The following is a 12,068-nucleotide window of genomic DNA, read 5'->3' as shown; positions in this document are numbered from 1 at the left end:
ATCCTGCCGGTTCCCGCGTATTCCACAGGATGAACCATGACCCCGCAGCCCCGCATCTACATGGCCGGCCCCGACGTCTTCCAGCGCGACTATGCGCAGCACAAACTTCAGATCAAGCAGTGGTGCGCCGACCTCGGGCTGGTCGCCCTGTGCCCGGGTGATGACGAGGTCAGCGGCGACAGCAAGTCCGAGGTGGCGCGCCGCATCTACGAGATCAACGTGGCCCTGATCGACTCCGCCGATTATGTGGTGGCCAATGTGTGCGATTTCCGTGGCCATGAGCCGGACTCGGGCACGGTCTTCGAGATCGGCTATGCCGTCGGGCGCGGCAAGAAGGTGTGGTGCTACAACACGCCTGCGCAAGACTTGCTGCAACAGGTGCCGCAGGCTGAACCGGGCGTCTGCCATGACGGCATGTTCATCGAGGACTTCGGCCTGCCGCGCAACCTCATGCTGGCGCATGCCGCCGAGCTGGTACAAGGCGACGTGCATGACTGCCTGCAAAGGGTGGCGCGCTGGCACGCGGACCAGCGCTGATCGCCACCGCTTTCCTGCTTCACTGCTGGGGCAGGCGCCCCAGCAGGTAGAACTCTTCATTGGGCCGCATGCCGGTCACGTTGGCCAGCCGGTTCGACATGCCGAAGAAGGCCGCGATGGCGGCCATGTCCCAGGCATCTTCCTCATTCCAGCCATGCGCCTTGAGCGTGGCGAAATCCTCTTCATTGACAGCCCAGGCGCTGGCCGAGACCTTCATGGCGAAGTCCAGCATGGCCTTCTGCCGCGCGCTGATATCGGCCTTGCGGTAATTGATGGCGACCTGGTCGGCCAGCAGCGGGTCCTTGGCGCGGATGCGCAGGATGGCACCATGCGCCACCACACAGTACTGGCACTGGTTGGCATTGCTGGTGGCCACCACGATCATCTCGCGCTCGGCCTTGGTGAGGCCGCCGGGTTTGTCCATCAGCGCATCGTGATAAGCGAAGAAGGCGCGGAATTCATCCGGACGATGCGCCAGCACCAGGAACACGTTGGGGATGAATCCGGACTTTTCCTGCACGGCCAGGATGCGGCTGCGGATGTCCTCCGGCAGGGTATGAAGATCGGGGATGGGAAAGCGGCCGATGGGCGCATCGGGAGCGGTGGCTGGGGTCATGCTTGTCTCCTTGTTCATTTGTTGTGGATGCTGCATCAAGAACTTAGCACTTCTGGCCCACAGGTAATGTCGCCGGACTGACGGTGAAGCTTTTTGCTTCAGATTTCCTTTTTGGAAACCTTTCTGAAATATTATTAAGATATATCTTGAAATGCGGCGAATTAAGATATATCTTGGCTATATCGATCGACCCGCAGCGTGCGTCAGTCGCTGCCTCAGCCACCTGACAAGAAGGAAATACCATGTTCAAGCATTTATTCAATCAACCCGGCGAACCCGGCCACGGCCCCAAGCACCAGCGTCACGACCGCCCGCATCATGGCGGCGGCCTGTTTGAAGATGACGAGCCGCGCGGTCCGCGTGGCCATCATGGCCCCGGCGGCCGTGAAGGCGGCGGCGGACGCGGCGCGCGCATGTTCGAGCAGGGCGCGTTGCGCATCGTGATGCTGCATCTGCTGCAGGAAAAGCCGCGCCACGGCTACGACATGATCAAGGCCATCGAGCAACTGGTCGGCGGCGGCTACAGCCCCAGCCCCGGCGTGATCTACCCGACCCTGACGCTGCTGGAAGAAATGGGCCATGCCTCGGTGCAGGGCGAGGATGGCGGCAAGAAGCTTTACACCCTCAGCGCCGAGGGCAAGGCCTATCTGGAAGAAAAGGAAAACGCCGAGCTGCTGCAGCAGGTGCTGCGCAAGTTCGAATTGCGCCGCCAGGAGCGTCCCGACGCCGATTCGCCCGAACTGCGCCGCGCCGTGCAGAATTTCCGCATGGCCCTGCATACGCGCCTGGCCAAGGGCAAGCTGGCCAAGGAAGAACTGCACGCCATCATCGACATCATCGATCGCGCCGCCGTGGCGGTGGAACGCGCCTGATCCGGCGATCCGGGATTTTGGAAAGGAACTTCACATGAGAGAACATCGCTACCGCATCACTCTGGAGCATCTGGCCCCCGCCTCGGAGGGACAGCCTTTGCACGCGCCCCTGAGTTTCGAGGCCGGCAACCATGACGATATCTTCAGTATCGTCGCCCGCCTGCGTGGCAACGGGCAGTTCGACAGCGACACCAGCGCGCAGCTGGCGCTGGGGTTGAAACTGTTCTCGGAGGTGATGCTCAAGAATCGCAAGCATCCGCTGTTCGAAGATATTCAGCCGGCCTTGCGCGACTTCATCATGAAGCTGAAGTCGCAGGGCAAGGCCGCTGCCGCAGCGCAGGACGAAGCCGCCTCCGAATAAGATGCGCGCCGGACCTTACTGATTGGCCGGCGCAATCATCTCCGCATAGTCATACAACGCACCGAGGATGTCTTGGGTGCGTTCGTCATCCGCCTCCTCCTGCAACTGGTCGATCTGCTCGAACAGTTGCGCGACGGTACGCGCGCCGCCAGCGCCTTCAAACAGGCGCGCGGCGCGGTGTTCTTCCCAGTGCTGTGCTTCCTCGGGGCTCAAGGTCTCGGGGAAGTTGCGTGCGCGATAGCGGAACAGGATTTCATTCAAGCGCCTATCGTCAAAGGCCACGCTGGCCCCGGCCAGCGCCTGTGGCGGCAGGGCACGCAGCTGCGTCAGCTGGCGGCGGTCGCCGTTGCCGATGAAGCCGCCGTACAGATCTTCATCCACGTCCGGCGACGCCTCGTGTTCGCGCTGGTAGACATCGCGCCACAGCGGGCCCAGGTCGGGCAGGGCGGCGGCCTTTTCCGCGTGGCGCAGGGCCAGGTCGACATCGATGTTCAGCTGCGCGGCGCGCTCGGCAGACAGCGTCTTGAGGCTGCCGACCACCATCGGCGACTTGTTCAGGTGAATGCTCTTGACCGGCAGGCGGACCATGCCTTCAGGCATCTCGTCGCGCTTGGTGAACATGCGTTCACGTACGGTGGCCGCATCCATGCCCGCCAGTTCGCTCGGGTCATTGCCGAGATCCCAGGCGATCACTTCATTCTTGTTGGTCGGATGCATGCCCAGCGGCCACATCAGCGCCAGGCAGCCATTGGCTACCGGGAACATGCCGGAGACGTGCAGGAAGGGTTTGGCGGCCGGCAGGCCGATTTCCGCTGCGGCCTTGTCCTTCTTGTGCAAGGCCAGCGCGAAGTCGAACAGGCGCGGATTGTTCTGGCGGATTAGGCGTGCCAGGGCGATGGTGGCGCGCACATCCGACAGCGCATCGTGCGCCGCTTCATGCACCAGGCCATTGGCCTTGGACAGATGCTCCAGCTTGAAGCTGACGCTGCCGTCTTCCTTGGTCGGCCACTGTATGCCCTCGGGGCGCAGCGCATAGGTCAGGCGCACCACGTCGAGCAGGTCCCAGCGGCCACAGCCGTTGGCCCATTCGCGGGCATAGGGATCGATCAGGTTGCGCCAGAACATGAAGCGCGTGACTTCATCATCGAAGCGGATGGTGTTGTAGCCCACGCCGATGGTGCCGGGCTCGCCCAGCGCCTGCTCGATGCGGGCGGCGAACTCATGTTCGGGGACGCCGTGCGCCAGGCAGTGCTGCGGGGTGATGCCGGTGATCAGGCAGGACACCGGGTCGGGCAGGTAGTCCGGTGCCGGCTTGCAATACAGCATGATGGGCTCGCCGATCTCGTTGAGTTCGGCATCGGTGCGCACGGCGGCGAACTGCGAGGGACGGTCGCGGCGCGGTACGGCGCCAAAGGTTTCGTAGTCGTGCCAGAGGAAGGTGTGATTGGACATCGCGGACGGCTTCTAAGGGAATCGCGCGATTATAGAGCCTTGCGCCGCCCTTGCCGTCACGCAAAGGGCAGGCGGCGTGATGAAGCCGTTCTTTTTTGAAGGCCTGCGGCCCGGGGAGGGGCCGTGACCGGCCTGAACTCACTTCGCTGGCGCAGGCGCAGCGGCGGGGGCCAGCGGCGCCATGGGGGCCGCGTCGCGCTTGAGGACCTTGCGCATCGCATCCTGCAGCGTGCCGCTGCGCATGGGGGCGTTGCCGCCGGCGTACTGGATGTTGTCGATCACCCAGCCGCGCGCATCGCGGGCCAGCGTGACCTTGTCGGTCCATTTGGCGGGCGACTGCAGCTTGGCGTCACTGAAGATCAGTTCCACGGCGCAACTGGCTTCGCGTTCCTGGGCCTCGCACTGGACCACGCGGAAGGTGGAAGCGCCATTCGGGTTGCCGGTGAAGACATCGCCCTGCACCAGCGGCGGCACGGGATCTGCATCAGGATCGGCTGCTACTTCGGCCGCAGACTGCGTCGCACGGGCTTCGTCAGCCACCGAGACATCCTTCAACAGATCGAACAGCGGCACCGACAGGAAGCGGCGGAAGGTAATCAGTTCCTTCAGCGTCAGGGCGCCCGAGGGACGGTTCGAGGCATGGGTCTGGTAGAACTCCGTCACCAGTTCCTTGGCCTTGCCCTCTTCATTGGCCGAGCATGCTGCAAGCAACAGGCTGGCGGCGACGACGAGTGTCTTACCGATCCGCTTCAATCCGATTCTCCCTGGTCCAGCCGCGCGTGCGCACTGGCGTGTTGTTTCATGATGCCATTGTCATTTTGATATTTCCTGTCTGCCGGTGCGCAGCGGGACCCGAGGGGCGCAACACGACCAGCCTGACAGAGCGGCATCTTACGCGCTGCGGCTCAGCAGGAAGACCGGGAACACACCGCCAAAAAGCCGCCAATTCCGCAGCGCACCGGCCCCGGCGAGCCGGGCCGGCTCATTCGGCCTGCTGGATGGCGTCGGTGAGGTTGTCGCTGAGGTATTCGCGCTGGGAGGACTGGTCGTTGCCGATGAATTCGATATCGTCGATGCGCCACTGGCGTTCTTCGCGCACCAGCAGGATCTTGTCGTTCCAGGATTCATCCGCGCCATCCTTCTGGTAGCGGAAGCTGACCTGGCAGGAAGCCCGGTCGGCCTCGCTGTCGCAGGATTGCACGGCAAAGGAGGTGGCCCCTTCATACAGCGAGGTGAACAGGTCGCCCTCGATGATGGGGGCGGCCTGCGCACCGGCCACGGTGTGGTAGCGCACGTCGGCGGCTTCGGCGCGGGTCAGCAGGGCGTACAGCGCACGGCTGACCAGTGGCTCGAACTGCTTGAGTTCGTCTGCCGACGGCAGGCCGGGAGCGTGGTTCTTGAGATGGATGCGGTAGAAATTGCCGATCACCTCGGCCTGCTGCTGTTCGTCACCACTGAAGTTGTTGCAGCCGGACAGGGCCAGCAGCAGGCCCACCGCACAGGCGGTGGCGCGCAGAGGGCGAGCGGAGGGGGAGGCTAAACGGAGCAGTGTGGTCATTCTGGTGTTCCTGCGCGCGGTGCGGACCGGCGCTGTTGTCATGGCGGCACATCATCGTCGTGAGGCCGGCAGGGGCGGCCGGTTCGGCCAGCCCCCCGGGCCTGCCCTTTAGTCAGGGGAAGGCCGCAAACGTTCCGCTGCGCCAGGTCGGGTAGCGCGGCGGGTCTCCGTTGTTCGGCGGGCGCGGTCAGCGCACATCGGTCTTACGCGGATTCGGTCAGCAGCGCGAAGTGTTCCACCACCGGCGCACCGGCGAAGAAGGGGCCGACGATGCCGCGCCATTCGGTGAAGGCGGGCGATTCACGGAAATCCACGGTATGGTTTTCCAGGGTGGCCCAGTACACCATGAGCAGGTAGCGCTCGGGCGATTCGATGCCTTTCTGGACCTTGTGGCCGAGATAGCCGCGCGCCTTGCTGATGGTCTGCGCCAGGCCGCGCTGGATGGCTTCGTCGAATTCTGCTTGCTTGCCGGGTTGGATGCGGATGTCCGCCAGTTCCAGGATCATGTAGGTCTCCAGTGCATAGTCGAGGGGTGCCCGGCACAAACCGGGCGGCTCGATTATCACATGTTCGTCCGAAGCGGGCGTTCAACGGAATTGAACCCTGCCTGAAAAGCTTTCACTCGACCAGGATGTCGCGCTTCTCCAGTTTCTGCGCCATGTCTTCCAGCGTGATCTCGATGGCGCGCGTACTGATCATGATTTCCCACAGCGACACCAGCAGCGATGCCACCAGCAGCATCAGGCTGATGCCGAAGAACACTTCGGCCCAGCGATTGAAGTCGACGAAGATCAGGTACATCGAGACGGCGCACATGATGAAGCTGGAGACCCCCAGCGCCTGCATGTAGCGGGTCAGCACGATGCGTTTCCTGAGATTGAGGATCTGCCGGATCACCAGCCCGCGTTCATCGTTCTGGCCCTGGTTCTGCAGGTTGCGGATCAGCTGCGCCAGCACCAGGAAGCGGTTGGTATAGGCCAGCAGCAACAGCGAGGTCGCGGGAAACAGCAGGGCAGGGGTGGTGAGGTTGATCATCGACATGGCAAGGAGCAATCGGGGACGTGATTCTAACCTCTCCCGAGGCGCAAGAAACATGCCCGGGAACGGTCGCCGGCGTTTGCGCAAACGGGCGGTCTGTTTTGGGGCGCCAGCCTGGTGCAGTCGCGCTTTTTGCACCGCCGGGCAGCAGCGCGCCGGGCGGCCGAAATCTTTTACGGATTTTTTTTGCGGGGCAGCGCCGCAGCAATTGTTATTTGTGCGGTCGCTCAATACACTAGCCCCCGTTCCACATCCACGTACAAATCAAAACAAATCCACAACGAAAGGGATCTCCATGTCGGGTTCGTATTTCCCCCAATGGCGGCTGCGCCAAAGCACCAACGACGGCCAGGGGGCCGTGATCGCCGCCGATGAGCGGCTGCCTGCGCCGCAGACGCTGGCCATGGGCGTGCAGCACGTGGTGGCCATGTTCGGCTCGACCGTGCTGGCCCCGCTGCTCATGGGCTTCGATCCCAACCTGGCGATCCTGATGTCGGGCGTCGGTACCCTGCTGTTCTTCCTGCTGGTGGGCGGGCGCGTGCCGAGCTACCTGGGGTCGAGCTTTTCCTTCATCGGCCTGGTCATTGCCGTGACCGGTTATGCCGGCTCCGGCCCCAACGCCAACCTCGGCGTGGCACTGGGCGGCATCATCGCCTGTGGTGCCGTGTATGCGGTGATCGGCCTGATCGTCTCCGGCGTGGGCACGCGCTGGATCGAATCCCTGATGCCGCCGGTGGTGACCGGCGCGGTGGTGGCGGTGATCGGCCTGAACCTGGCACCGATCGCGGTCAAGGGCGTCTCCGGCAGCAGCTTCGACAGCTGGATGGCGCTGGCCACCATCTTGTGCGTGGGCTTCGTGGCGGTGTTCACGCGCGGCATGCTGCAGCGCCTGCTGATCCTCATCGGCCTGTTGCTGGCCTATGTGCTCTACGCGGTGCTGACCAATGGCATGGGCCTGGGCAAGCCGATCGACTTTTCCACCGTGGCCAATGCCGCCTGGTTCGGCCTGCCGCACTTCGCGGCTCCCGTGTTCCAGGGCAGCGCCATGGCACTGCTGGCTCCGGTCGCGATCATCCTGGTGGCCGAGAACCTGGGCCACATCAAGGCCGTCTCGGCCATGACCGGCCAGAACCTGGACCGCTACATCGGCCGCGCCTTCATCGGCGATGGCCTGGCCACCATGCTCTCGGGCAGCGTCGGCGGCACCGGCGTGACCACCTACGCCGAGAATATCGGCGTGATGGCCGTCACCAAGATCTACTCCACCCTGGTCTTCGTGGTGGCGGCTGTCATTGCCATCCTGCTGGGCTTTTCGCCCAAGTTCGGCGCGGTCATCCTGACCATTCCGGGCGCGGTGCTGGGCGGCGTGTCGATCGTGGTGTTCGGTCTCATCACCGTCTCGGGTGCCCGCATCTGGGTCGAGAACAAGGTCGATTTCTCCAACAATACCAACCTGATCGTGGCTGCCGTCACGCTGGTGCTGGGCGCAGGCGACTTCACCCTCAAGATGGGCGGCTTCGCCCTGGGGGGCATCGGGACCGCCACCTTCGGTGCCATCATCCTGCATGCCCTGCTGAAACGTCGCGGATGATTTCATCCTGACAAGACACCGATGCAACAGCGGCAAGGCCGGTCCTGGTGACCGGCCTTTTTTGTTCTACCATGATGTGAGGAGAGTGAAGATTTCCGTTGAGCAATCCTCAGTGGCTGTCTATACTCTGTCGCGTTGCAGCGCAGCGTCGCCGCTACGGCCCCGGGGAAGGGCCGGCCGGAGGCGCATTCCGGCCGCTGCCTGTCGCGGGCCTGGCCCGCCTTTCAGGGGAATCACCGCATGAACTCCGCCCTCCGCCTGCCAGCGCTGCTGTGCATCGCCCTGCCTTTGCTGTCGGCCTGTGACGCCGTGGCCGGCAAGAAGGATTACGCCTATTTCCGCAAGAACATCGAGGAGGCCAAATCGGTCTCCGACCAGTGCCAGCTCAACGGCACTTCGGGCATGAACGAGGAACAGATCCGTGTCTGCGGTGCGGCCCGCGAAGCCTGGGGCAACCGCAACTTCAATTACTGAGTCGGCGCGGCTGTGGGCAGCGGCCGTCACGGCGCTGTCACAAATTTGTCAAAAGCGGTGGTTAGAATGCGGGGTCGTTCATTGCCCCTGGCCCATTCCCGACCCGCCCGCCCATGCACAATCCGCCGGACACCCCGCAAGCCCTGCACCTGCTCTATGAGCCGGCCGGATTCATCTGCGCCTTCCGCTTCGAAGACGGCCATGCGCGCCAGATGAACTGGAATGAAGTTGTTGACTATCATCCGAGTGCGCCGGATTTCACCTGGCTGCACGTCAAGACGGCCGATGTGAAGATCCAGCAATGGCTGGCCCATCACAGCGACATTCCCGAGTACATCACTGAATTCTTGTTGAGCAGCGACACCCATCCGGGCCTGCATGCCACCCCCGAGGGGGTCTACGGCACGCTGACCGATATGAAGATGGAGATCGGCGACACCGGCACCGAGAAGGGTGCGCTGCACTTCTACCTGGATCGCACGCGCCTGTTGACGCTGCGCACCCAGCCGCTGATCTCGACCAACATGCTGCGCCAGAAGGTGCTCGACGGCGGCGACTTCGACAATCCCATGGATCTCTTCGCCGAGCTGCTGCGCTGCCTGGCTGATGGCTTCAATGCGCGTCTGGACAAGCTCAACGACAAGGTCGACGACATCGAATTCTCGGTGCTCTCGGACCGCCGTGCCGAAGACCGTGCCGAGCTCTCCGGCATCCGCCGCCAGCTGGCCGAACTGCGCCGCTTCATCGCGCCGGAACGCCGTATCCTGGCCCAGTTCCAGCGGCTGCGCCCGGCCTGGGTGCCACGCGAGGCGCTGGAAGACCTGACCCATGCGCTGGATGAACTCAATGAACTGCATTCCACCGTGGAAGCCGTCTATGAACGTGCCAAGCTGCTGCAGGAAGAGATCGCCTCGCAGATGTCGGAGCAGATGAACCGCAACCTGATGGCACTCTCTGTCCTGACCGCGCTGCTGATGCCGGCCACGTTGGTGTCAGGGATTTTCGGGATGAACGTGGCAGGTCTGCCGGGCCTGCATGACGAGACCTCGTTCTGGATCGTGATGGGATTGATGGGCGGCCTCGGTGTCGCCACCGTGGCCTTCCTGAAGTGGATGAAGATCTTCTGATGCCCTGATCTTCTGAACCGCAGCCGGGCGGCGGCGGTGGCGGCCCGGCGCGAGGCTGCTCAGTCGCGCGTGGCCATGGCCTCTTCGCTCTCGCGAATGAGCTTGTCGATGTCCAGGTTGTCGACCGGCTCCACCTTCAGCGACAGCGGACGCCACAGGGAATACAGCCACAGGCCGATGCAGCACATGGTGCCCAGGAAGAGGGTGATGAAGGCCGACAGGAACAGGCCGATGAAAGGCGAGGCGATCAGGCCGTCATAGCCGATCAGGTGCTTGCCATCCCAGGTGATGGTCTGTGCGCCGAACAGCGAGAGCACGCCCATCAGCGTCGAAAACGGTACCAGCGAAAACGTGGTCCCCACGGCCAGCAGCTTGTAGATGGATGACATCGACAGGCGCTGGATCTTGATCTGCTCGAACATGCGTTCCCCTTGCTCCGCTTGTGGCCTGTGCCATCAAGCTGCGCCATCCCGTTGGCACGGGCGGCTGGCGCACTGCCGCCCGCGTGGCCTTGCGGCCGTATTCCCCTGCCGGGCCCCTTCCGGGTCCGGTCTTGTCCTGCCTGCGCTGAGGCTTACTTGCCCCAGCTGTCCTTGAGCGTCACGGCCCGGTTGAAGATCGGCTGGCCCTCGGTCGAATCGACGCGGTCGGCCACGAAGTAGCCGTGGCGTTCGAACTGGTAGATCTCGCCGGGCTTGGCGGTCTTCAGGGTCGGCTCCAGGTAGGCGGTGATGACTTCCTTGGAGTTCGGATTCAAGGCGGCCAGGAAGTCCTTGCCGCCGGCGTCCGGATGCGGGTCCGAGAACAGGCGGTCGTACAGGCGCACTTCAGTGGCAAGTGCGTGCTCGGCGCTGACCCAGTGCAGGTTGCCCTTGACCTTGTAGTTGGAGCTGCCTTCGGTGCCGCTCTTGCTGTCTTCGAAGTAGTTGCAGTGCACGGCGATGACGTTGCCGTGTTCATCCTTGTCGCAGCCGGTGCATTCGACCACGTAGCCGTAGCGCAGGCGCACCTTGTTGCCGGGGAAGAGACGGAAGTAGCCCTTGGTCGGTTCTTCCATGAAGTCTTCGCGCTCGATCCACAGTTCCTTGGTAATCGGGAAGTGGCGGTGCGCGGTGTCATGTTCCGGATGCGCCGGCGGATAGACCGGGCCGCTGCAATCGATGGACACGCCTTCCGGGAAGTTGTCGATGATCAGCTTCAGGGGACGCAGCACGGCCACGGCACGCGGGGCCTTGGGATCGAGGTCTTCACGCAGCGCGCCTTCGAGCACGCTGAAGTCGATCCAGCTGTTGTTCTTGGAAGCGCCGGTGCGGTCGCACATCAGGCGGATCGCCTCGGGCGTGTAGCCACGGCGGCGCAGGCCGACGATGGTGGGCATGCGCGGGTCATCCCAGCCGGAGACGATCTTTTCATCCACCAGCTGGCGCAGCTTGCGCTTGCTGGTGATGATGTAGGTCAGATTGAGGCGGGCAAATTCATATTGATGCGGCAGCGGCTTCTTGAAGAAGCCTTCCTCGGCCAGCTGTTCCAGCAGCCAGTCGTAGAACGGGCGCTGGTCTTCGAATTCCAGGGTGCAGATGGAGTGCGAGATATTTTCCAGCGCGTCTTCGATCGGATGCGCAAAGGTGTACATCGGGTACACGCGCCACTTGTCGCCGGTGTTGTGGTGGGTGGCGTGGCGGATGCGGTAGATGGCCGGATCGCGCAGGTTCATGTTGGGGCTGGCCATGTCGATCCTGGCGCGCAGGATCATGGAGCCGTCCGGATGCTTGCCGTCGCGCATTTCCTCGAACAGGCGCAGCGACTCCTCCGCCGGGCGGTCGCGCCATGGCGAATCCTTGCCGGGTTCGGTCAGGGTGCCGCGGTTTTCGCGCATCTGTTCGGCGTTCTGCTCGTCCACATAGGCCAGGCCCTTGCGGATCAGGGCCTGGGCACAGGCGTACATGACGTCGAAATAGTTGCTGGCGTAGTACAGGTGCGACTTGCCTTCATGCTCCCAGGAGAAGCCCAGCCACTTGACCGAGTCCAGGATGGTGTCGACGTATTCCTGCTCTTCCTTCTCCGGGTTGGTGTCGTCGAAACGCATGTGGCAGCGGCCGGCGTAGTCAGCGGCCAGGCCGAAGTTCAGGCAGATCGACTTGGCGTGCCCGATGTGCAGGTAGCCGTTCGGCTCGGGCGGAAAACGGGTGACCACCTGCGGCAGGGCCTCGCCATCCTGGCTGCTGCGTTCGGCATAAGTACCCGAGACCAGGTCGGATTCGATGATGCCGCGCAGGAAATTGGTGGAGGGGGCAGGGGTGTGACCGTTTTTCAGTTCGTTGCTCATGGGATGAATCGGGAGGAATGCCTGTTTATTCAGATGGCAAGCATTTTACCGCAGCTGCCCGGTTCCACGGGCGTTGCGGCCGTTCCTGCGGGAATTTTTGCTCGTTGGCAAGGCGG

The 12,068-nt window shown here is 63.3% G+C and carries 14 protein-coding genes; 6 read left to right on the top strand and 8 right to left on the bottom strand.

Annotated elements, in window-relative coordinates; all coding sequences use genetic code 11:
- Nucleotides 1-36: 36 nt before the first annotated feature.
- Nucleotides 37-537 carry a nucleoside 2-deoxyribosyltransferase gene (locus J2X56_RS10410; protein WP_134136697.1) on the top strand — a complete coding sequence of 167 codons (501 nt, stop codon included), beginning with the start codon at nt 37-39 and terminating at the stop codon, nt 535-537.
- A 19-nt stretch (nt 538-556) separates the two neighbouring features.
- Here the strand turns inward: J2X56_RS10410 and J2X56_RS10405 are convergent, their stop codons facing one another.
- On the bottom strand, nt 557-1,153 hold the full coding sequence (locus tag J2X56_RS10405) for a peroxidase-related enzyme (RefSeq protein ID WP_121043388.1): 597 nt from the start codon (nt 1,151-1,153) through the stop codon (nt 557-559).
- A gap of 242 nt (nt 1,154-1,395) precedes the next feature.
- Here J2X56_RS10405 and J2X56_RS10400 point away from each other — a divergent pair, with 242 nt between their 5' ends.
- Nucleotides 1,396-2,025 carry a PadR family transcriptional regulator gene (locus tag J2X56_RS10400; RefSeq protein WP_039784268.1) on the top strand — a complete coding sequence of 210 codons (630 nt, stop codon included), beginning with the start codon at nt 1,396-1,398 and terminating at the stop codon, nt 2,023-2,025.
- A gap of 34 nt (nt 2,026-2,059) precedes the next feature.
- Nucleotides 2,060-2,386, top strand: a complete 327-nt coding sequence (locus J2X56_RS10395; RefSeq protein WP_134136698.1) for a DUF3861 domain-containing protein — start codon at nt 2,060-2,062, stop codon at nt 2,384-2,386.
- A gap of 15 nt (nt 2,387-2,401) precedes the next feature.
- Here J2X56_RS10395 and sbcB read toward each other — a convergent pair whose 3' ends face one another.
- The 5 genes from sbcB to J2X56_RS10370 all read right to left on the bottom strand — a co-directional run bounded on the left by sbcB (nt 2,402) and on the right by J2X56_RS10370 (nt 6,431).
- Nucleotides 2,402-3,838 (bottom strand): exodeoxyribonuclease I, encoded by a 1,437-nt coding sequence (gene sbcB, locus J2X56_RS10390; RefSeq protein WP_310160035.1) that lies wholly within the window; start codon nt 3,836-3,838, stop codon nt 2,402-2,404.
- Nucleotides 3,839-3,976: 138 nt separating this feature from the next.
- Complete coding sequence (locus J2X56_RS10385) at nt 3,977-4,591, bottom strand: hypothetical protein (protein ID WP_310160032.1); 615 nt, start codon at nt 4,589-4,591, stop codon at nt 3,977-3,979.
- A gap of 229 nt (nt 4,592-4,820) precedes the next feature.
- A complete protein-coding gene (locus J2X56_RS10380) occupies nt 4,821-5,396 on the bottom strand; it encodes a DUF3828 domain-containing protein (RefSeq protein WP_310160031.1) in 576 nt (191 codons plus the stop codon).
- A 203-nt stretch (nt 5,397-5,599) separates the two neighbouring features.
- Nucleotides 5,600-5,902, bottom strand: coding sequence for an antibiotic biosynthesis monooxygenase (locus tag J2X56_RS10375; RefSeq protein ID WP_034335716.1), 303 nt, complete (start codon nt 5,900-5,902; stop codon nt 5,600-5,602).
- Between the two features lie 112 nt (nt 5,903-6,014).
- Nucleotides 6,015-6,431 (bottom strand): DUF2721 domain-containing protein, encoded by a 417-nt coding sequence (locus J2X56_RS10370; protein ID WP_204726023.1) that lies wholly within the window; start codon nt 6,429-6,431, stop codon nt 6,015-6,017.
- 298 nt (nt 6,432-6,729) lie between these two features.
- On the opposite strand from J2X56_RS10370, the gene J2X56_RS10365 reads away from it, so the two are divergent.
- The 3 genes from J2X56_RS10365 (at nt 6,730) to J2X56_RS10355 (ending at nt 9,626) form a co-directional block, all read left to right on the top strand.
- The gene (locus J2X56_RS10365; protein ID WP_088756304.1) at nt 6,730-8,025 is read left to right on the top strand and encodes a solute carrier family 23 protein; all 1,296 of its coding nucleotides are present in this window, start codon (nt 6,730-6,732) and stop codon (nt 8,023-8,025) included.
- Nucleotides 8,026-8,265: 240 nt separating this feature from the next.
- On the top strand, nt 8,266-8,499 hold the full coding sequence (locus tag J2X56_RS10360) for a hypothetical protein (protein WP_034334477.1): 234 nt from the start codon (nt 8,266-8,268) through the stop codon (nt 8,497-8,499).
- 113 nt (nt 8,500-8,612) lie between these two features.
- A complete protein-coding gene (locus J2X56_RS10355; RefSeq protein ID WP_121043372.1) occupies nt 8,613-9,626 on the top strand; it encodes a transporter in 1,014 nt (337 codons plus the stop codon).
- A gap of 59 nt (nt 9,627-9,685) precedes the next feature.
- On the opposite strand, the gene J2X56_RS10350 is transcribed toward J2X56_RS10355, so the two are convergent.
- Nucleotides 9,686-10,048, bottom strand: coding sequence for a hypothetical protein (locus J2X56_RS10350; RefSeq protein ID WP_034334469.1), 363 nt, complete (start codon nt 10,046-10,048; stop codon nt 9,686-9,688).
- Between the two features lie 152 nt (nt 10,049-10,200).
- Nucleotides 10,201-11,952: a glutamine--tRNA ligase/YqeY domain fusion protein gene (locus tag J2X56_RS10345; protein WP_310160024.1), complete on the bottom strand. Its 1,752-nt coding sequence runs from the start codon at nt 11,950-11,952 to the stop codon at nt 10,201-10,203.
- Nucleotides 11,953-12,068 lie beyond the last annotated feature (116 nt).

Origin of the sequence: Herbaspirillum sp. 1173, assembly GCF_031455335.1 — a bacterium.
In the GTDB taxonomy this organism is placed as follows: Bacteria; Pseudomonadota; Gammaproteobacteria; order Burkholderiales; family Burkholderiaceae_D; genus Herbaspirillum; species Herbaspirillum huttiense.
The sequence above is the reverse complement of the archived record's forward strand: the minus strand, read 5'-3'. Positions and strand labels throughout refer to the sequence as shown.

Coding starts and splice junctions, on each gene's coding strand:
- J2X56_RS10410 (WP_134136697.1), top strand. CDS start 37: ATGACCCCGCAGCCCCGCATCTACATGGCCGGCCCCGACGTCTTCCAG.
- J2X56_RS10405 (WP_121043388.1), bottom strand. CDS start 1,153: ATGACCCCAGCCACCGCTCCCGATGCGCCCATCGGCCGCTTTCCCATC.
- J2X56_RS10400 (WP_039784268.1), top strand. CDS start 1,396: ATGTTCAAGCATTTATTCAATCAACCCGGCGAACCCGGCCACGGCCCC.
- J2X56_RS10395 (WP_134136698.1), top strand. CDS start 2,060: ATGAGAGAACATCGCTACCGCATCACTCTGGAGCATCTGGCCCCCGCC.
- sbcB (WP_310160035.1), bottom strand. CDS start 3,838: ATGTCCAATCACACCTTCCTCTGGCACGACTACGAAACCTTTGGCGCC.
- J2X56_RS10380 (WP_310160031.1), bottom strand. CDS start 5,396: ATGACCACACTGCTCCGTTTAGCCTCCCCCTCCGCTCGCCCTCTGCGC.
- J2X56_RS10375 (WP_034335716.1), bottom strand. CDS start 5,902: ATGATCCTGGAACTGGCGGACATCCGCATCCAACCCGGCAAGCAAGCA.
- J2X56_RS10370 (WP_204726023.1), bottom strand. CDS start 6,431: ATGATCAACCTCACCACCCCTGCCCTGCTGTTTCCCGCGACCTCGCTG.
- J2X56_RS10365 (WP_088756304.1), top strand. CDS start 6,730: ATGTCGGGTTCGTATTTCCCCCAATGGCGGCTGCGCCAAAGCACCAAC.
- J2X56_RS10360 (WP_034334477.1), top strand. CDS start 8,266: ATGAACTCCGCCCTCCGCCTGCCAGCGCTGCTGTGCATCGCCCTGCCT.
- J2X56_RS10355 (WP_121043372.1), top strand. CDS start 8,613: ATGCACAATCCGCCGGACACCCCGCAAGCCCTGCACCTGCTCTATGAG.
- J2X56_RS10350 (WP_034334469.1), bottom strand. CDS start 10,048: ATGTTCGAGCAGATCAAGATCCAGCGCCTGTCGATGTCATCCATCTAC.
- J2X56_RS10345 (WP_310160024.1), bottom strand. CDS start 11,952: ATGAGCAACGAACTGAAAAACGGTCACACCCCTGCCCCCTCCACCAAT.